This is a genomic window from Microbacterium sp. MTN4-26, assembly GCF_042846595.1.
Taxonomy (GTDB): domain Bacteria; phylum Actinomycetota; class Actinomycetes; order Actinomycetales; family Microbacteriaceae; genus Microbacterium; species Microbacterium luteum.
Window position 1 is genome coordinate 76,876 of the sequence record NZ_BTGO01000010.1, and the last position, 19,159, is coordinate 96,034.

14 protein-coding genes are annotated in these 19,159 nt (G+C 71.8%); 8 read left to right on the forward strand and 6 right to left on the reverse strand.

Annotated features, from left to right (window positions below; genetic code table 11):
* Positions 1-79: 79 nt before the first annotated feature.
* Both treZ and ACGG9C_RS10220 read left to right on the forward strand, forming a co-directional pair.
* Positions 80-1,852, forward strand: coding sequence for a malto-oligosyltrehalose trehalohydrolase (treZ, locus tag ACGG9C_RS10215; protein ID WP_194384499.1), 1,773 nt, complete (start codon positions 80-82; stop codon positions 1,850-1,852).
* A 62-nt stretch (positions 1,853-1,914) separates the two neighbouring features.
* Positions 1,915-2,739, forward strand: coding sequence for a tryptophan-rich sensory protein (locus ACGG9C_RS10220; RefSeq protein ID WP_194384500.1), 825 nt, complete (start codon positions 1,915-1,917; stop codon positions 2,737-2,739).
* 69 nt (positions 2,740-2,808) lie between these two features.
* On the opposite strand, the gene ACGG9C_RS10225 is transcribed toward ACGG9C_RS10220, so the two are convergent.
* Positions 2,809-3,546, reverse strand: a complete 738-nt coding sequence (locus ACGG9C_RS10225) for a GMP synthase (protein WP_286718287.1) — start codon at positions 3,544-3,546, stop codon at positions 2,809-2,811.
* Positions 3,547-3,719: 173 nt separating this feature from the next.
* Here ACGG9C_RS10225 and ACGG9C_RS10230 point away from each other — a divergent pair, with 173 nt between their 5' ends.
* The 4 genes from ACGG9C_RS10230 (at position 3,720) to ACGG9C_RS10245 (ending at position 9,011) form a co-directional block, all read left to right on the forward strand.
* Positions 3,720-4,232: an RNA polymerase sigma factor gene (locus ACGG9C_RS10230; RefSeq protein ID WP_228480915.1), complete on the forward strand. Its 513-nt coding sequence runs from the start codon at positions 3,720-3,722 to the stop codon at positions 4,230-4,232.
* Entirely contained in the window at positions 4,222-4,695 is a 474-nt protein-coding gene (locus tag ACGG9C_RS10235; RefSeq protein ID WP_194384503.1) for a hypothetical protein, read from the forward strand. Before ACGG9C_RS10230 ends, ACGG9C_RS10235 begins: the two co-directional genes overlap by 11 nt.
* Before the next feature lie 68 nt (positions 4,696-4,763).
* Positions 4,764-6,440, forward strand: coding sequence for a S8/S53 family peptidase (locus ACGG9C_RS10240; RefSeq protein WP_194384504.1), 1,677 nt, complete (start codon positions 4,764-4,766; stop codon positions 6,438-6,440).
* A 69-nt stretch (positions 6,441-6,509) separates the two neighbouring features.
* Positions 6,510-9,011, forward strand: coding sequence for a CHAT domain-containing protein (locus ACGG9C_RS10245; protein ID WP_228480916.1), 2,502 nt, complete (start codon positions 6,510-6,512; stop codon positions 9,009-9,011).
* A 527-nt stretch (positions 9,012-9,538) separates the two neighbouring features.
* Here ACGG9C_RS10245 and ACGG9C_RS10250 read toward each other — a convergent pair.
* Positions 9,539-10,258, reverse strand: a complete 720-nt coding sequence (locus ACGG9C_RS10250) for a LysR family substrate-binding domain-containing protein (RefSeq protein ID WP_286718294.1) — start codon at positions 10,256-10,258, stop codon at positions 9,539-9,541.
* 39 nt (positions 10,259-10,297) lie between these two features.
* On the opposite strand from ACGG9C_RS10250, the gene ACGG9C_RS10255 reads away from it, so the two are divergent.
* Positions 10,298-10,696, forward strand: coding sequence for a DUF1304 domain-containing protein (locus ACGG9C_RS10255; protein ID WP_176759432.1), 399 nt, complete (start codon positions 10,298-10,300; stop codon positions 10,694-10,696).
* Between the two features lie 294 nt (positions 10,697-10,990).
* Here ACGG9C_RS10255 and ACGG9C_RS10260 read toward each other — a convergent pair whose 3' ends face one another.
* A complete protein-coding gene (locus tag ACGG9C_RS10260) occupies positions 10,991-11,566 on the reverse strand; it encodes a thermonuclease family protein (protein ID WP_071044089.1) in 576 nt (191 codons plus the stop codon).
* Between the two features lie 689 nt (positions 11,567-12,255).
* Entirely contained in the window at positions 12,256-12,663 is a 408-nt protein-coding gene (locus tag ACGG9C_RS10265; protein ID WP_071044088.1) for a transferase, read from the reverse strand.
* A 283-nt stretch (positions 12,664-12,946) separates the two neighbouring features.
* Here ACGG9C_RS10265 and ACGG9C_RS10270 point away from each other — a divergent pair, with 283 nt between their 5' ends.
* Positions 12,947-13,537, forward strand: coding sequence for a YitT family protein (locus ACGG9C_RS10270; protein WP_228481200.1), 591 nt, complete (start codon positions 12,947-12,949; stop codon positions 13,535-13,537).
* A gap of 30 nt (positions 13,538-13,567) precedes the next feature.
* Here the strand turns inward: ACGG9C_RS10270 and ACGG9C_RS10275 are convergent, their stop codons facing one another.
* Both ACGG9C_RS10275 and ACGG9C_RS10280 read right to left on the reverse strand, forming a co-directional pair.
* A complete protein-coding gene (locus ACGG9C_RS10275) occupies positions 13,568-14,341 on the reverse strand; it encodes an Fpg/Nei family DNA glycosylase (RefSeq protein WP_194384507.1) in 774 nt (257 codons plus the stop codon).
* Positions 14,334-19,154, reverse strand: coding sequence for a DEAD/DEAH box helicase (locus ACGG9C_RS10280; protein ID WP_390178614.1), 4,821 nt, complete (start codon positions 19,152-19,154; stop codon positions 14,334-14,336). Before ACGG9C_RS10280 ends, ACGG9C_RS10275 begins: the two co-directional genes overlap by 8 nt.
* Between the last annotated feature and the right edge of the window lie 5 nt (positions 19,155-19,159).

The following is a 19,159-nucleotide window of genomic DNA, read 5'->3' on the forward strand; positions in this document are numbered from 1 at the left end:
CTCGCCGAGTGCACGCCTTGTCTGCGCAGATATCTCGTGCTTTCGGCGAGAAGCCGTGCACTCGAGGGGGAATGAGATCATGAGCGTCGAGGTGTGGGGACCGCGGGTCGAGCGGATGCGGCTGCGCCGACCGGGAAGCGGCGACGTCGAGATGACCGCCGCCGCCGATGGCTGGTGGACGTGCGACGTCGACCTCGCCGACGGCGAACGGTACGGGTTCGTGCTCGGCGACGGGGATCATGTTCGCCCGGACCCGCGTTCGAGGCGTCAGCCCGACGGTGTGCACGGACTCTCTGCGCACGTCGATCACGAGGCGCTGACCGCCGCGGCACCGCACCTCACCGACGCGATGTGGACCGGGCGACAGCTTGCCGGAGGCCTGGTCTACGAGATGCACGTCGGCACCTTCACCCCCGAGGGCACCCTCGATGCCGCGGCCGGTCGCCTTTCGCACCTGGTCGACCTCGGGGTCTCGCATATCGAACTGCTGCCGGTCAACGGCTTCAATGGCGTGTGGAACTGGGGCTACGACGGCGTGCTCTGGTACACGGTGCACGAGGCCTACGGCGGGCCGGCGGCGTATGTGCGCTTCGTTCAGGCCGCCCACGCCGCCGGGCTCGCGGTCATCCAGGACGTCGTCTACAACCACCTCGGCCCGAGCGGCAACTACCTGCCCGAGTTCGGTCCGTATCTGCGCGACGCCGAGCGCAACACGTGGGGCTCCAGCGTCGACCTCGACGAGCCCGCCGTGCGCGCCTACATCGTCGAGAACACCCTGATGTGGATGCGCGACTACGGCGTCGACGGACTGCGGCTGGATGCGGTCCACGCGCTGAAGGACGCGCAGCCGGTGCACATCCTGCGCGAGCTCGCCGAGGCCGCCGACGCCCTCTCGGCCCATCGCGGCGTGCCGCTGACGCTGATCGCGGAATCGGACATGAACGACCCGACGCTGATCCTGCCGCGAGAAGCCGGCGGCTATGGCCTCCACGCGCAGTGGAGCGACGACTGGCACCACGCGGCGCACGTGGCACTCACCGGCGAGACGGTCGGATACTACGAGGACTTCGCGGCTGTCGACGCGCTGACCAAGGTGTGGACGCGCGGGTTCTTCCATGACGGCACGTACTCGTCGTTCCGGGGACGCGAGCACGGCCGGCCCGTTCCCGCGGAGATGCCGGCGTGGCGCCTGGTGACCTTCGCGCAGGACCACGACCAGATCGGCAACCGCGCCGCCGGCGACCGGCTCAGCCAGTCGCTGACGCCGGACCGCCTGGCCGTGGCCGCGGTACTGACCCTCACCGCTCCGGGCACCCCCATGCTCTTCATGGGCGAGGAGTGGGGCGCGTCGACTCCGTGGCAGTTCTTCACGTCGCATCCGGAGCCCGAGCTCGGGGAGGCCACCGCGAAAGGCCGTATCGAGGAGTTCGCCCGCATGGGGTGGGACCCGGCGACGGTGCCCGATCCGCAGGATCCCGAGACCTACCACCGCTCTCACCTCGCGTGGGAGGAGGCCGGCGACGGCGAGCACGCGCGCCTGCTCGCGCTCTACCGCCGCCTCGCGCGCCTGCGCCGCGAGCGACCGGAGCTCACCGATCCCGATCTCGCCGCGCTCGGCGCCGACCTCGTGGTCGACGAGGGCCCCGGCAGCCGCGCCTGGGAGCTGCGCCGTGGTGCGCTGCGCATCCTCGTGAACCTCGCCGGGAACCCGTGGACGACGCGAATGGAGGAAGGCGAGGTCGTGCTGCTGAGCACGTCGCCCGCCGTCACCGAGGAGTCCGGCGGCATCACCGTCCCCGCCGACGCGGCCGTCATCATCGGCCCGCACCGGCCGGGGGATGATCGCGCCTGACACAGCTGCGCGGGCGGCGCAAGCCTCTGAGCGGATTCCGGACGGGTTCCTACCGTAGGGGCATGACCTCGCCGCAGCCCGCATCCGAGACCACCGCGTCTGCCGCCGACCTCGTGCGGCAGATCGGGGTGATCGCGGCGACGGTGTTCATGCTGATCGCCGCAATGGTGGGCACGGGGCTCTTCGGCGGAACGCCCGTGCAGGACCTGCAGGGCGGCGCCCTCGACGCCGACGCGTCATATCTGGCGCCCGCCCGCCCGGCGTTCCAGATCTGGAGCGTCATCTACCTCGGACTCATCGCCTACGCGATCTGGCAGGCGCTGCCGTCGCAGCGGGCGAGCATGCGCCAGCGGTCGATGGGCTGGTGGATCGCGGTGACCGAAGTGCTCAACGGCCTGTGGCTGGTGACCGCTCAGTTCACGACGTTGCTGCTCACCGTCGTGATGATCGCCGTGCTGCTGGTCGCGCTCGGCTTCACCTTTCGGCGGTCGGTCGCGACCCGGCTTCCGCGCGGCGGGGTGCTGGATGCGGCCCTCATCGACGGCGTGACGGGCCTGCACCTGGGGTGGGTGACGCTCGCCACGGTCGCCAACCTCACCGCTTATTTCACCGCGAGCGGCGTGCGCGTGGACGCGCCCGATGTGTGGGGCATCGTGGTGCTGCTGGTGGTCGGTGTCATCGGTCTCGGGATCGCGTGGGCCAGCCGGTGGCGCATCGCGCCCGGTGTCGCCATCGCGTGGGGGTTGACGTGGCTGGCCGTGGCCCGCTTCACCGGCGAACCGTCGAGCGAGGCGATCGCGACGGCCGCCCTTCTCGTCGCCGCCGTGGTGCTGGTGGTACCCGCCATCATCGCGGGACTGCGGCTCCTGCGTCCCGAGCACGACTGACCGTGATCATCGTGACGCAAGGCCAGCCACGGACTTCCTGACAGACCGCGGCGTCGGCCGCCGCGCGGCTCAGAGGGCGATGCGCGTGGCGAAGGTCCGCAGCAGCGTCAACGGCGCGTCGAGCTCGGCCGGGCGCACGCGATCCGCGATGACATCGAAGTCGTCGGCGTCGAAGTAGCCGTCGTTGCGGTAGACGGTCATCCGCTCGATGAAGTCCGCCGGCGTGGGCTCGGGATGGAACTGCGTGGTGTAGACCCGCTCCCCGACGCGGTACGCCTGCACGGGGCACGCGGCGCCGGCGGCCAGATGCACGGCGCCCGGCGGCAGGGTCTCGGTGCCCTCCTTGTGGGCGGTGAGTGCGGTGAAGGTCTCGGGCAGGCCGTCGAAGAGCGGGTCGGCCGCGCCGGCATCGGTCACCTGCACGGGGGTCGGTCCGGTGTCTTCGGGGAAGGCGCGGCTCACGGTTCCCCCGAGCATGCGGGTGACCACGCCGATGCTGTAGCAGGTGAACAGCCCCACCGGTCCGCCGTCGGCCGAGGCGCCGACGATGCGCTCGAGGTCGGCCTCCACGCGCCGCTGCACGTCGGTCTTCGTGTCTTCAGGGTCGGTGACGTTGAACGGGCTGCCGCCGACGACGAGTCCGGCGTAGTCTCCGAGCATCGCCGCATCCAGCGAGGTGCGCACGAGGTCGAGCTCGTCGAGGGCTCCCGACTCGAGCCCCATGGCGCGGCCGAACGACCGCGATTCCGCCTCGGCGGCCTCGCGCTGCGGGCGCGCGCAGACATAGAGAATTCGCGCGTTCGACATCTGTCGATTCTCCCATGTATCACCGAGCGACTTTCGCCCTCTCCGGTGTTGTGGACACAATGGGCTTCATGACGCATGCGGGGTCTGGGGCCTCCGTCGAGTCCGTCGATCAGCCACGGTGGGAGAGAGCGGCCGCTTTCTTTCGGCGTTGGCGGGACGGCGACCGTCGGGCGATGGATGAACTGGTGGCGCTGATGACGCCGGTGCTGTGGCACGTGGTGCGCGCGTACGGGCTCGACGCCGCGCTCGCGCAGGACGTCGTGCAGACTACGTGGCTCACCCTCGTGCAGCGGCATTCCGCGATCGCCGATCCGAGTGCCGTGTCGGGTTGGCTGACCACGACGGCGCGCCGTGAGGCGTGGCGGGTGGGCAAGCAGCAGCGTCGCGCCGAGGCGACCGAGGCCGAGAACCTCGAGCCGCACCTTCCGGTCCACGAATCCGCGGAACAGACCGCGGCGACCGACGACGAGTCGCGTCGCCTGTGGCAGGCCGTGGCACAGCTCAATGAACGCTGCCAGCGGCTGCTGCGCATCGTCGCATTCGACGACCGCCCCGACTACGCCCGCATCGCCGCCGACATGGCGATGCCGGTCGGATCGATCGGACCGACTCGCCGGCGCTGCCTCGGCAAGCTCCGCACCCTCTTCGAGGGCGCCGGGGAAGAGGAAGACGCACATGGACACTGAAGACTTCGCCGCAGACGCGGCGCTGTTCGCGCGGCTGCGCGCGACATGGGATGACATCGACCCGATGCCGGCCGACATGATCGATCGGATGGTCGCCGCCGTGGCGGTCGCCGACCTGTCGCGGGAGTACGCGCTGCTGACCCTCGTGGAGGGGGCCGTCACCGGAGCGGTGCGCACGACGCCCGCAGAGACCGCGACCCTGCAATTCAGCCGCGGCGACACGACCGTGCTGCTGCACGTGAGCGTGACCGCCGCGGGCAATCGGCGCATCGACGGCTGGGTCGACGCCGAGACGCTCGCGATCCGGCTCGTGCAGGGCGACGCGGATTGGGCGGCCGACCCGGCCGAGCACGGCCGGTTCGCGTTCGAGGAGATCCCGCCCGGCATGACGCGTCTGCGGATGGCCGTGCGCGGCACGGACGGAGCCATGAAGGAGTTCGAGACGCCTCAGTTCGAGGCCTGAGAGCGGTGGATGCGCCCGCATCCGCCGAGTGAGATCGCCGTGCGCGGCGAGAGAGAGCAGGGGGACGCATGGCCGACACCGTCGATGAGCCCGGGTGGCGCGATCGGATCCAGGCCGGCAGGCCGCGCGGCGTGCCCCTCGACCCGGGCGTCGAGCAGGTCGAGGGCGTCGATCCCTATCCGACCACCTATGCCGCCGATCATGTGCTGCTGACGGAGGGCGCGCGGCTGCTCGAGATCCTCGAGATCCTCCGATCGGCCGGCGCCTACTTCGGGTGGGGCGTGCGCGTGGAGAGCATCCGGGGTGATCGCCAGACCGACGCCGAGGCGGAGGAGCGTGCGAGGGTCGCCGAGGAGGAGCTGGGGCTCCCCCTCGTGCTCCTCGGCGTCATCTTCCCCGACCCGAAGCCCGGCCGCGACGATCAGCCGGTGCCGCCGGTGGATGCGTGGCGTCTGCTCCAGCGTGCGCGGGCGATCTACGGCAAGGACCTCAGCGGCGTCGCTCTCGACCACGTCATCAGCGTCGACCCGTCCGGTTCGACGAACCCCTACGGCTCCACGAACCCCTACGGTTCGACGAACCCCTACGGCTCCACGAACCCCTACGGTTCGACGAACCCGTATGGCTCGACCAACCCCTACGGTTCCACCAACCCCTATGGGTCGACCAACGCTCCCGGTCCGGGGGCCTACGCCTACCCCGGGTCGGGTGGGCGTGAGGTCGTCAGCTACATCGGCGATCCGCCCCGGCGCGACGACGAGACCGTCCGCGGGCGTCGCCCGGTGGTGGCCTACATGGACACCGGCTGCGGAAAGCACGCGTGGCTGCCGCCGTCGATCGTCGATCGCGACCCCCACGTCAACGGTGTGCCGATCGGGATCACGAATCCCGCCGACGATCCCGAGGCGATCGGCGACGTCTCCGGACCCTACGACGGCTTCCTCGACGCGGCGGCCGGTCACGGCACGTTCGTCGCCGGGGTCGTGCGGCAGATCTGTCCCGACGCCGACCTCATCTCGATCCGCGTTGCCGACAGTCAGGGCACGTTGCTGGAGGGCGAGTTCCTCGAGGCGGTGCGCGCGGTGGCGGAGCTCGTCATCCGCGATGCCCGGGGTCTTCCGGGCGGCCGCCCCATCGATGTGCTCAACCTGTCGCTGAGCTACTACCACGAGACTCCGGAAGACGGTCAGTTCGACCAGACCCTCGTGCGCTACCTCGTCGCCGCGCGGCGGCACGGCTGCGCCGTGGTGTGCTCCGCCGGCAACGACGCGACCTCTCGCCCGGCCTTCCCGGCGGCGCTCTGGCGGTGGCCCGACGCCGAGTTCGTCGTCGATGATCCGTCCGATGCGGCACCGCACCTGTCGGTCGGCGCCCTCAATCCGAACGGCAAGACCGTGGCGCTGTTCAGCAACATCGGGCGCTGGGTGCGGGTCTACGCACCGGGCGCCGCGGTCGTGAGCTCCGCCCCGCCGTTGAACGGCGGAACCCAGGCCGGCACCCGGAACGACCGCTTCGGGCTGCGACGGGAGACGATCGATCCCGATGACTACACCGGCGGCTTCGTCATGTGGAGCGGCACGTCGTTCGCCGCGCCGTTCATCGCGGGGCTGCTCGCCGAGCGCATCGCCGACGGACTCATCGACGGCACCGCCGACACGTCGGTCGCCGCGCGCGTGAGCGCGCTCGAGAAGGCCGGATCCCGCGCCCTGCGGGAGTGGGACGGGCACCGCCGCGCGCCCGCCTGAGCCGCCCGGTCACCCCGCTCTCTGCCGGCGCGGTGACCGCGTCCGCCGCGACTACGGCATGATGTCGGCGTGGGCACGGACGCGACGCAGCTGCATCAGCGCGCCGTCGCGCAGTGCATCGACGGCCGCTTCGCGGCGGCGCAGCGCACGCTCGACCGGGCCGAGCGCCTGACCGGCGACCGCGACCTGCTCGCGCGCATCGCCGGAACCCGCGCCATCGCCCTGCAGCGCACCGGCCGCCCCGTCGCGGCAGAAGAGGTGCTGCAGAACGCTCTCGCCCAGCCGGGACTCAGCCCGCACACGGAGTCCATCCTGCTCGGCCAGCTCGGCGGTCTCGCCACCTACAACGGACGACTCGACGATGGCGAACGCTGGCTCGGCGATGCCATCGACCGGCTGAGCGACGATCCCGTCGCCGCGTCCCGCATCCGCATGAACCGCAGTCTGGTGCGCATGCAGCAGCGGCGTCTGGCCGAGGCGGCGGATGACCTGTCGGCGGCGGTGTCGGTGTTCGCCGAGCACGGGCTCGCCACCGACGCGGCGCAGGCGCGTCACAATCTCGGATACACCGCGCTGCTGCGCGGCGACCTGGTCCGCGCGCTGCGAGAGATGACAGACGCGCGATCGGATGCTGCGACCTCACCCGTCGCCGAAGCGATCGGCGACATGGACCGCGCCGAGGTGTTCCGGGACGCGGGGCTCACGACCGAGGCAGAGGAGCTGTTCCGGCACGCCGCGGCGATCTTCGGCGCGCGCCGCATGCCGCAGTCGCGAGCCGAGGCGGAGTTCCACCTCGCGAGATCGCTGCTCGCACACGACGGTGCGGCCTCAGCGCGGGTCGCCGCAGACGCCGCGCGACGGTTCCGGGCACTGGGTAACGACGCGTGGGCCGCCCGCGCCGAAGCGGTGCGCCTGCGGGCGCGCCTCGCGGAGAGACGGCCGGGCTCCGGGAATCAGCACCGGCCTCCCGCCCCGGCAGCGGCGGAAGATGTCGCGGCGTCGCTCGTCGTTCACGGCTTCCGCAGCGAGGCGGTCGCACTTCGCATCGCCGTCGCACGTGCCGCCGTGCGTGCGGGCGACCCGTCCGCCCCGGCGCCGCGGGTGCCGGCATCCGCTCCGATGGACCTGCGGCTGCTCTCCGACGAACTCAAGGCCACCCGCGCGGCCGCACGCGGACGCCCGACCGAAGCCCGCCGACACGCGGCGGCGGGGCTGGATCGCCTCGGAGCGTGGCAGAGCTCGTTCGGCAGCATCGATCTGCAGACCTCGGTCGCCATGCACGGGGCGAGCCTCGTCTTCGCCGGGCTGCGTTCGGCGGTGAGCTCGCGCGCGCCCGAGGTGGTCTTCGAATGGTCCGAGCGCGCACGGCATCTGAGCCAGCAGGTCGTTCCGCTGCGGCCGCCTCCGGACCCGCAGCTGGCCGACGCGCTCGCCGAGCTTCGCATGCTCCGTGCGGAGAATCCCGCCCGCGACTGGCTCTCCAGCCCTCGCGCGGCACAGTTGCGTGACCTCGCCCGCGAGCGGCAGTGGACATCTGTCGGCGCGTCTCGCATCGACGCGCGGGTCGACCTCGCGACGCTCTGCGACGGCCTCACCGCCGACACCGCGCTGCTCGCCTACGTCTACACGGGGCGCGAGATCGTCGCCGTCGTGTGCGATGGCTCCCACGCCGAGATCGTGTCCCTCGGCGACGGCGACGAGGTGCGCGACCTGCAGAAGGGGCTGCGCGCCGATCTCGATGTCGCTGCGGCGGTGCGCACGGGGCCGATGGCGGCGGTCGTGCGCCGGTCTCTCGACGCGCGACTGGCCGCCCTGTCGGCCGCCCTCCTCGACGGGCCGCTCCGGCAGACCTCCGCCCGCCGCCTCGTGGTCACCGCGCCGGGACTCCTGAACGCCATCCCGTGGGCGATGCTGCCCGGCATGCGCGGGCGTGTGTTCACCCTGGCCGCGTCGGCCTCGCAGTGGCTGCATCGGCGTGAGGCCGTGGAGCCCGCCGTCGCGCCGACCGTGGAGCCCGCCGTCGCTCCGGCGGCACCGCTGAGCGCGGGGTTCGCAGTCGGGCCACGCGTCGCGCGCGGCGGAGAGGAAGCCCGAGTGGGCGCCTCAGCCTGGTCCGGTGCCCCCGTCATCGACGGCGGCGCCGCCACCGTTCAGGCGATCACCGACCTGGCCGGCGAGGTCGACGTACTCCACGTCGCCGCGCACGGCCGTCACGCGGTGGACAACCCGATGTTCTCCGGTCTCGAACTCGCCGACGGCGCCCTCTTCGGCTACGACATCGATCAGGTCTCCCGTGTGCCCGCGACGGTCGTGCTGTCGGCGTGTGAGGTTGGTCGATCGTCCGTGCGATGGGGCGAGGAGGCGATCGGCATGGCGCGGGTGTGGCTCCACGCCGGGTCGGCATCCGTCATCGCCGCGCCCGTCGTCGTGGCTGACGACATCGCGTGCGAGCTGCTCGGCTCGATGCACGCCGAGCTCGCTAGCGGCCTCGCGCCGGCTGAAGCGCTCGCAGCCGCATCCGCTCGGCTCGACATGGTCTCGCCCTTCCAAGCGCACGGTACCGGATTCTGAGCTGAGACGGCGACGGCCCGCGACCGAGACCGCGACCGAGACTGCGATGGGTCGGCCGATTCGCGCGGAAAGAATTCTCACGGCGATGTATCAGCGATCGCCCAGGATGCTCTAGATATGCGAAGTGGTCGTGTTGGGTCGGCACCGGGGGGCGCCGACCACTGGGGGCACGAAGAGTTCCCCGCTTGTCGGGGCTCGCGGGGATTCACGCCATTTCCGGGGGATGCCGTTCGCACGTGTGGCGGCATCCCCTGTTCTCGTGCCCGGGCGCTTTTCGGTGTCGCCGTGCCACGGGTTGCGCTTGCCGTGGCGAGGTGCTTCGTGACGCTGCTCAGACCGGACGCTGTTCAGACCGGGGACGGTGCTCAGACCGGGGACGGTGCTCAGACCGGGGACGGTACTCAGTGGCCGGCCGCGGTTCTCAGCCGCGAAGCGATGCTCAGAGTCGGGGCGCTGCTGGGACGCGGGACGCTGCTGGGAGCGGGGACGCTGCTCGGACCGGGACGCGGTTCAGGCCCGGCCGCTGCTCAGCTGCGGGACGAGTTCGCCGTGCGGCCGCGCACGATTCCCACGAACGCGTCGACCAGCGGGGTCGTGCGGTCCGCCACCCATGCGAGGGCGACGGTCGATTCCGGTGCGCCCTCGAGCCGGCGGTGCGCGACGTCTTTGCGGTGATGCAGGCGCGCGAGCGACATGGGAACGATGACGATACCGACCCCGGTCGCCACCGTGGCGATGGCGTCCTCGGTGGTCGTGGGCGGATCGAAGGCGGGCGCCGCGACGCCCGGGAACATCTCCTGCCGGATGCCCAGCGCGTCATCGCCCGGGATGATCAGCACTTCGTCGACGAGGTCGTCCGGGGAGAGCACGTCGGCAGCAGTGAGGTGCGAGTCCGCCGATGTCGCGACGACGGGCACCTCGTCGTAGAGGGGGATCACGTGGAGGTCGGACCGGTCGATCGGCAGGCGCACGAGCGCCGCATCCACCCCGCCCGAGATCAGCGCGTCGCGCTGTTCGGCGACGTCGAGGGCGCGAAGCTCGAGCGGGTTCCGCGGCATGCGCTCCTGCCAGGCGTCGATCCACTTGCCGGGCGTCGCCCCGGGGATGGCGCCCAGCACGAACGGGCCGGGCGTGGGCGCGGGTGACCCTTCGTCGCGCCGCGCCGGTGCGGAGCTGCGCGCGGTCCGCTGCTTGGGCGACCGCGCGGAACGGGTGTTCGGTCCCGAGGGTCTCGCGCGTCTGGGCATGGAGCCACGCTAGCGCTCGCGCAACGCTAGGGTTCGATCATGATCGCGATCCTCGCCACGGTGTTCGGGGTTCTCGCCGCGCTGCTGCACGTGTACATCTTCGTCATGGAGTCGGTGCAGTGGACGCGGCCGCGCATCTGGAAGCGCTTCGGGGTGCGGGATCAGGCCAGCGCCGACGCGATGAAGGGCATGGCCTACAACCAGGGCTTCTACAACCTGTTCCTCGCCGTCGGTGCGGTCCTCGGCGTGGTGCTCTTCTGGACCGGAGCCGATGGCACGGCCGCCGACGTGGCGGGCCGCACGCTCGTGCTGTTCAGCCTCGGATCGATGACCGCGGCGGCCCTCATCCTGCTCAGCACCGGCCGCTCGTACCTCCGCGCGGCACTCGTGCAGGGCACCCTCCCGCTCCTCGGATTCGCCCTCTTCCTCTTCGCCTGACCCGTCGCCCGCGCCGCGCCTCCCGCGCCGCGCGTCCCGCCTCCCTCGCCTCCCGCGCCGCGCCTCCCGCGCCGTGTTCGCCTGCGCCTGACGCGCCGTGTCCCGCGTCCCGCGTCCCGCGTCCCGCCTCCCGCGCCGCGCCTCCCGCGCCGCGTTCGCCTGCGCCTGACGCGCCGTGTCCCGCGTCCCGCGTCCCGCGTCCCGCCTCCCGCCTCCCGCCGAGACGTTCGGTTGTCACGCGATGTCGCCATCTCGGGGGATGACGACATTCGGCGGCGACCGAACGCGATCGCGTCAGCGGCAGCGGGACCAGATGCCCGCGCCGGCCTCGATCGCGGCGGACTCGGCCTCCTGAAGGAGCGGCCAGTAGCGGTCGTTCGGGTGGATGCGCAGAGCCTCGCCGGCTCCGGTCGCCACGAGGTCGAGGTTCACGAACGTGCCCTCGCCGGTCCAGAGATACAGCAGCACCCGGTCGTAGGTGTCGCGCTCCTCGTCGTCACGCGTCGCCCACAGCGTGTCGCCCTCGGACGCCAGGGCGCGCAGCGCATCCGTCGCATCGTTCCCGCCGCACTCGAGGTCGGGGTACACCTCCGGGGTGTCTACGCCGATGAGGCGCACCGGCACCTCGTCGTCGGCCGAGCCCTCGGCGACCGTCCAGGGTGGGGATGTGCCCCCCGCCGGTCGCGCGCGGACGGTGTCGCCGTCGACGATATGCGTGATCTCGATCGCAACGGCCTCCTTCGGCGCCGTTTCTTCCGGTGAGGTGGACGGGATGCTCTCGGGCGCCGCCGGCGCGAGGCACCCCGCGAGGGTGGCGGCCAGTGCACACGCGAGCGCTCCCGTCGCAAGGCGGCGGGAGCGTCGGATCATCCTCCGACCCTATGCTGCGGGACCTCAAGGGGTCGGGGCGCGGACCCCGGGTCGCGCGACGGCGGATCGGTCACGCGCCTCTTGCCGCCGACGTGCATCAATTCAGGCCCGCGGGCCCGCCGAAACCCTTCCCGGGCCCGAATCAGCCTGGACTCACCCTCGCAGCCTGAGTTGCTGCACGGGCAGGGACGGACGCGGCCGACCGCCGGGTGGACGGCTGGACGGGACGAGGGGCGGCGGGGCTCGGGTGAGCGGCCCGATGCAGTCTGCGGCCGTGCCGTGCCGTGCCGTGGCCGTGCCGTGCCGTGCCGTGCCGTGCCGTGCCGTGGCGTGCGTGGCGACTCAGCCCAGCGGGGCCGAGCGGGCGGGTGGCCCTGCGACGCAGCGTGGCGACGCAGCGGAAAGCGGCGCACAGCGGGCGGGTGGACCGGCCGACGGTGCACCAATTCAGGCCGGCCGGTGCGGAAGTGGTCATTTCGTACCCGAATCGGCCGATATGGCTTCATCCAGCCTGAGTTGGTGCCAGGCAACGGGTAGCGAGAGCTCGGAAGCGCCAGGGGCTCGGAGGAGCCAGGGGCGCGAAGGGCGGCCACCGCGCATGCGAGACGCTCCCGTCGCGAGCGGCGGGAGCGTCGGATCATCCTCTGACCCTCGACCGTGGGAAGCCACGGGCAAGGGCCGGGGTCCGGTCAGGCGGCCAGGTGCAGTCCGCGGCGGTCGGTCGCGACGGTCTCGCCGTCGCCGATGCTCTCGTCGTCGCCGATGAGCGAGCCGACCGCGACGCGTGCACCGTTTCCGATGTGCGCGCGGATTCCGATCTTCGCGCCCGCGCCGATCGCGGCGCCGGGTCCGATGTGCGCTTGGGGGGCGATGTCGGCGTCGGGCCCAATGACCGCATCGGACTCGACCCACGCACCGCGGCCCACGTGGACGTTCGCGGCGATTCGGACTCCCGGTTCGACGTACGCACCCGACTCGACGATCGCGGTGGGGTGCACTTTGGCCCCGTGCGCGATCAGGCCCCGACCGTTGGCGTGCTTGCGGTAGCGCAGCGTCTCGCCGTGGTCGTTCTCGATGTCGACGTAGTTCTTACCCACAGTCCCCTCCTCTGATGCCGTTCGGCATCGGATACAGGTACAACTTCCTTGATTGTCTATTCATTCCCTCGAATCCACCGATTCGGATGCGCAGGGTTGACATCTGTTGTTCGTTGCGGCACGGAGAATGGATGGGCATGTCGGCGTCGGCGAGAATGGCGAGATGACGAGCGAACCGGTCGGCGATCCCGACCTGCCCGACGTGCCCGATGCGCTCGACGATCCCGGCCTGTCCGACGCACCCGATGCGACGGGTCCGTCGCTCGTCTTCGACGACCAGAGCATGGCCCACTCCGCGGTCGAGGACGTTCTCGGCATCCTCACCGGCACCTTCGTCGCGTCGCTGGGCCTCTACCTGCTGCAGACGGCCGGTTCGGTCACCGGCGGTACCGCCGGTCTCTCCCTCCTGCTCGGCTACGCGACGGCGTGGCCGTTCTGGCTGTTGTTCGCCGTCATCAACCTCCCGTTCGCGGTGCTCGCGGTGTGGCAGCGAGGGTGGAGTTTCACCGCGCGAACCGCGGTCGCCATCGGCCTCGTTTCGGGATGGTCGGTCGTGCATCAGGGGATGCTCGTAATCGACGACCTCGACCCGATCTACGGCACGCTCGGCGGGAACCTCCTGGCCGGCGTGGGCCTGCTCATCCTCTTCCGCCATCGCGCGAGTCTCGGCGGTGTGAACATCGTCGCCCTGATCGTGCAGGATCGCTGGGGCTTCCGCGCCGGGTGGACGATGATGATCTTCGACGTGCTGATCATCGGGGCGGCCCTGCTGGTGGTGCCCGTCTGGAGCGTGGTCTTGAGCGCGGCGGGAGCGGTGGTGCTGAACCTCGTGCTGGCCCTCAACCACCGGCCGGGAAGATACATCGGGCACTGACGGGAATCGGGCACCGACGTGGATGCGGGATCAGCTCTGGCAGCGCGGGCACCAGAAGGTGATGCGTTCGGAGGTCGGGTCGGCGCCCATCTCTCCTCCGCGGATCAGCGTGCCGCATCGACGGCACGGCCGACCCTCGCGACGGTAGACCCACGTGGATCGACCGGGGCGCGAGTCGCCGGTGAACGTGCGGCCGGATCGGTCGCGATTGGCGCGGATCATGCGCGTGCCGAGGTCGAGGAGTGCCGGCACGTCGACCTCTGGGGCGGGGGTGGTGGGCAGAACGCCGCGCACGAAGAGGATCTCGTTGGCGTACTCGTTTCCGAAACCGGCGACGTTGCGCTGATCGAGCAGCGCGACGTGCACCGCTCGCGGGTCGGCCGAGAGCCGACGGGCGGCCTCATCCGGATCCCACGACGCGCTCAGGGGATCGGGACCCAGGTGACCGACGAGCGCGCCCTCATCCTCCGTGCGCACCACCGAGATATCGGCGAGGTCGAAGCCGACGGTGTCATGGGTGGATGTGCCGAGCACGGCGCGCGCCTTGTAGCCGGGCTTGCGCCACCGCCCGCCGCGCTCGTAGACGTGCCATTCGCCCTCCATCTTCAGGTGGGTGTGCAGGGTCCACCCGTCGATGCGGTGCAGCAGGTGCTTGCCGCGGGGTACGACCTCCTGCACGGTCGCACCGGTCAGGTCGACGGTCGCGACCTGCGGCACCCGCAGATCGAAGCGGGCGAGCTCGCGTCCGTCGAGCACGTCGGCCAGGCGCCGCGCGGCGCGGAAGACGGTGTCGCCCTCAGGCACGGGCGGTTTCCCGCTGGGCGTCGCCGGCGGTCGTGCGCCGCAGCGTCAGTCCGCGCGGCGACTCGACGAAGCCGGCTTCGCGCAGGGCCCGGCCGAGGGGCGTGCCGTAGACGAACGCGCCGTTGACCTGCTCGATCGTGAGGGTGTCCAGCCGTCGTCGGCGCGCGGTGGCGGTGAGGTCGGCAGCAGCCGCCCGGAGCACCTCCTCGTCATCGGTGAAGGCCAGTGCCGTCTTGCCGCCGCGCTCGAGGTAGAGCGCGAGGTCGCCGTCGACGAGCACCACGAGCCCGCCGGCCTTGCGGCCGGGCCGGTGCGAGATCTCGGCCAGTGCCGGCCACGGCAGTGCGGCCCCGTACGGGTTCGCAGGGTCGGTGGCCGCAAGCGTCACGGCCGTGCGCGGCGGCGGATCGGCGAGACCGGCGAACTCGCGGATGCGGTCGACCGTCGCCGACGCCGCGAACTGCGCGGCCCCGAGCTTCTCGATGACATAGCCCCGCCGGCAGTGGCCGGCCTCCTCGAATCCAGCGAGCACGCGATAGACCTGGGCGAATCCGCCGGGAACGCCCTCGGACTGCACGGAGCCACGCGTCACGACGCCGTAGCGGTCCAGCAGCAGGCTCGCCGCGGCGGTGGCGCGCAGCGCCGCATCCGGTTCGGCGTCGGGAACGAGAGACCAGCGGCCCCCGATGGCGGGCGGACGAGGCGGAGCAGACGCGGACACCCGCGGCAGCGTTGCCCCGCGATACATGCGGGAACGCGGCGTCTTGCGGGCGACCCGATGCGCCTGGGAACCCCCGCCCACGAGCGTTCGGACGGGCGCGAAGGTGTCGTTGGTCACGCGTCCCGCCCAGGTGAGGCGCCACAGGGCGTCGACGACGGACTGCTCGTTCTCCGCGCCGGCGAGCGACTTCAGCTGGGCGGCGAAGTACGCCCCACCGGCCGCAAGCACCTCGATGACGCGAGCGTCGAGGGAGTCCGCGGCGATCTCGACGTCGTCGCGCGTGAGGGTGAGCGGCGCTGCGTCAGCCGAGTGGAAGGCGATCCACCCGTCTCGGCCCGGGAGCGACCCGTGGCCGGTCCAGACGACCTCTCCCGACGCGGTGAGCTCGTCGAGCATCGCGGGGGCGTAGTCCCGCACGCGAGAGGGCAGGATGAGCGACTCCCACGCGCTCGCCGGCGCCGGAATGCCCGCGAGCTGCTCGATGACCGCCGCGAGGCCGTCGATGCCGTCGAGCGGACGCGTGACGTGCTGCCAGACCGGCAGGAAGCGAGCGAACGCCTCGGGTGGCACCGGTTCCACGCTGCCGCGGATCGCGGCCAGCGACCGCATCCGCAGTCGGCGCAGCACCTCGCTGTCGCACCATTCCGTGTCATCGCGCGATCCGCCGGCGTTCTCCACCGGGAGGAAGAATCCGCTCGAGATGCGCCCCTGACCCTCGAGCCGCTGCAGCGTGTGACGCGCGACCGCGACCCCCACGCCGAGGCGCTCGGCGACCGCATCGACCGTGAAGGGTCCGTGCGTCCGTGCGTAGCGGGCCACCAGGTCGCCCACCGGATCGGGGAGAGGTTCGAGGAAGGCGAGCGGAATGCCCACCGGCAGCGCCGCCCCGAGGCCGTCGCGCAGCCGGCCGGCGTCTTCGATCGCCGCCACCCGGGACGCCCCGGCGATCGTCACGCGAATCGCCCGTCGCGCATCGACCAGCTCGTCGAGCAGCTGCGCGGCGCTCGCTTCGGAGGCGGCAGCGGCCGGGCCGGTCGGGTCCTGCAGGCGCACGGCGACCTCGCCGGCATCCAGCGGACCGAGCACGCGCAGCAGGTCGGCGACCCCCTCGACCCCGCGAGCGCGACGGTCGGGATCGAGCTTCTGCGCCTCGCGTTCGAACTGGGCGATGACGTCGGGATCGAGCAGCTCGCGCATCTCGACCTTGCCGAGCAGCTCCGACAGCAGCGCCGGGTCGACCGACAGCGCCGCAGCCCGACGCTCGGCCAGCGGCGAGTCGCCCTCGTACATGAACGCGCCGACATATCCGAACAGCAGGTCGCGGGCGTACGGGGACGGCTGGCTCGTGGTCGTCTCGACGAGGCGGATGCTGCGGTCGCCGATGCGGCGGGCCACGCGCAGCAGGGCGGGCACGTCGTAGACGTCCTGCAGCACCTCGCGCAGGGTCTCGAGGATGATCGGGAACGTGGGGTAGCGGCGCGCGACCTCCAGCAGCTGCGCGGAGCGCTGACGCTGCTGCCACAGCGGACTGCGTCTGCTCGGGTTCATCCGCGGCATCAGCAGGGCGCGGGCGGCGCATTCGCGGAAGCGCGAGGCGAACAGCGCCGATCCGCCCACCTCGTCGGTGACGAGCTGCTCGAGCTCGTCGGGCTCGAACACGAACAGGTCGGCGCCGGGAGGTTCGGCTGCCGCATCAGGGACGCGCGCGATGATCCCGTCGTCGCTGGCGACCGCCGCTCCCTCGACGCCGAGGCGCTCGCGGATGCGGGCGTTGACGGCGAGAGCCCACGGCGCATGCACTTTCATGCCGTACGGTGAATGCAAGATGACGCGCCAGTCGCCGACCTCGTCGCGGCTGCGCTCGACGGTCAGCGTGCGGTCGGTGGGCACGGTCCCGGTCGCTTCGCGCTGCTCGGCGAGGTAGGTCAGCAGGTTCTCGATCGCGAACCCGTCGAGACCGGCGTCGCCCAGGCGTGCCTCGGCCTTCTCCCGAGAGGCTCCGGAGAGCTGGCGAGCCATCGTGCCGAGCGCCTCGCCGAGTTCGGCCGGGCGGCCGAGGCCGTCGCCGTGCCAGAACGGCAGCTTGCCCGGCTGCCCGAACGCCGGGAGCACGTTGACGCGGTCGTGCGTGATCTCGACGATGCGCCAGCTCGTCGTGCCGAGCGTGAAGACGTCGTTGACCCGCGACTCGTAGACCATCTCCTCGTCGAGCTCACCGACGCGGGCATTGCGGGTCTCGCCGGCGACGAAGACGCCGAACAGGCCCCGGTCGGGGATGGTGCCGCCGCTTGTGACGGCGATGCGCTGGGCGCCGGGCCGGCCGGTCAGGGTTCCCGCGTCGCGATCCCACACGACGCGAGGACGGAGCTCCGCGAACTCGTCGGAGGGGAACCGGCCCGCGAGCAGATCGAGCGTTGCCTCGTACGCCGAGCGCGGCAGGGTGCGGAACGGCGCGCTGCGGCGCACCGTCTCGAACCAGCCCTCGACGTCGATCTCGCCTTGGGCGGCCGCAGCCACGGTCTGCTGGGCGAGGATGTCGAGCGGGTTCTGCGGCACCGCGATCGCCTCGATCTGCCCCGCGAGCATCCGTTCGGTCACGATCGCGGTGTGGAGCACATCGGCCCGGTGCTTCGGGAAGAGGGCCGCCCGGCTCACCTCGCCCACCTGGTGCCCGGCGCGGCCCACACGCTGCAGTCCGGATGCCGCGGACGGCGGCGCCTCGACCTGGATCACGAGGTCGACGGCGCCCATGTCGATGCCGAGCTCGAGGCTGCTGGTGGCCACGACGCAGCGGAGGACGCCGGACTTCAGCTCCTCCTCGACCTGCGCGCGCTGTTCCTTCGAGACGGACCCGTGGTGGGCTTTGGCGAGTGCGGGCGCCGCCCCCGAGGACACTCCCGCCTGTGCCATCATCTCGGCCGGCATCCGGCTCGATGTGGCCGAGTCCGGTGGGCCGGACGGCGGCGCATCCGGCGACGGTGCCTCGAGCCCGAGCCGGTCGGCGTAGATCTCGTTGAGGCGTCCGGTGAGGCGTTCGCCGAGGCGGCGGGAGTTGACGAAGACGATGGTCGAACGGTGTTCGAGGATGCGGTCGACGATCGCCTCTTCGACGTGCGGCCACACCGATCCTGTCATCTCGGTGTTCTCGGCGCCCGCCGAGCCGTCGCCGAACCAGTCCTCGTCGAGGGGTGTGCCGTCGAGGTCGTCGACGGTTCCCGGATCGGCTGATGCCGGCGCGGCACCGGGTGCGCCACGCGCGGAGGTCGGCGGCGGGGGCGGATTCAGCATGTCGTCGACGGGCACGACGACCTTCAGCTCGAACTGCTTGGATGCGCGCGGCGCGACGATCTCGACCGGTTCGGCGCCGCCGAGGAACCGGGCGACCTCGTCGATCGGGCGTACGGTCGCCGACAGGCCGATCCGCTGCGCGGGACCCGCATCCGGATCGTGCTCGCGGCGCAGGGCGTCGAGCCGCTCGAGACTGACGGCCAGGTGTGCGCCGCGCTTGGTGGCCGCGACCGCGTGCACTTCGTCGACGATGACCGTGTGCACGTCGCGCAGCGTCTGCCCGGCCTGGCTCGTGAGCATCAGGTAGAGCGACTCCGGGGTGGTGATGAGGATGTCCGGGGGCGCTGCGACGAGCTTACGCCGGTCGGCGGACGACGTGTCGCCCGAGCGTACGCCGACCGAGACATCGGGCACGCGGATGCCGAGGCGCCGCGCGGACTGCCCGATCCCGACGAGCGGGGAGCGCAGGTTGCGCTCGACGTCGACGCCGTGGGCCTTCAGCGGCGAGATGTAGAGGATGCGGGTGCCGCGCGCAGGCTCCTTGGCCGCCCGCTTCCGCCCACGCACGGGCGCGGCATCGGGTCGATCGGCCGCGACGCTCTCGCGGAACACGCGGTCGATGGCCCACAGGAACGCCGACAGGGTCTTGCCGGACCCGGTGGGAGCGACGACGAGGGCGTGCTTGCCGTGCGAGATCGCCTCCCATGCGCCGCGCTGGGCGTCGGTGGGGCGTGCAAAGGCTCCGCGGAACCAGTCCTGCGTGGCAGGGCCGAACCGCTCGAGCACGTCGCCGGAGCCAGCCATCCTCC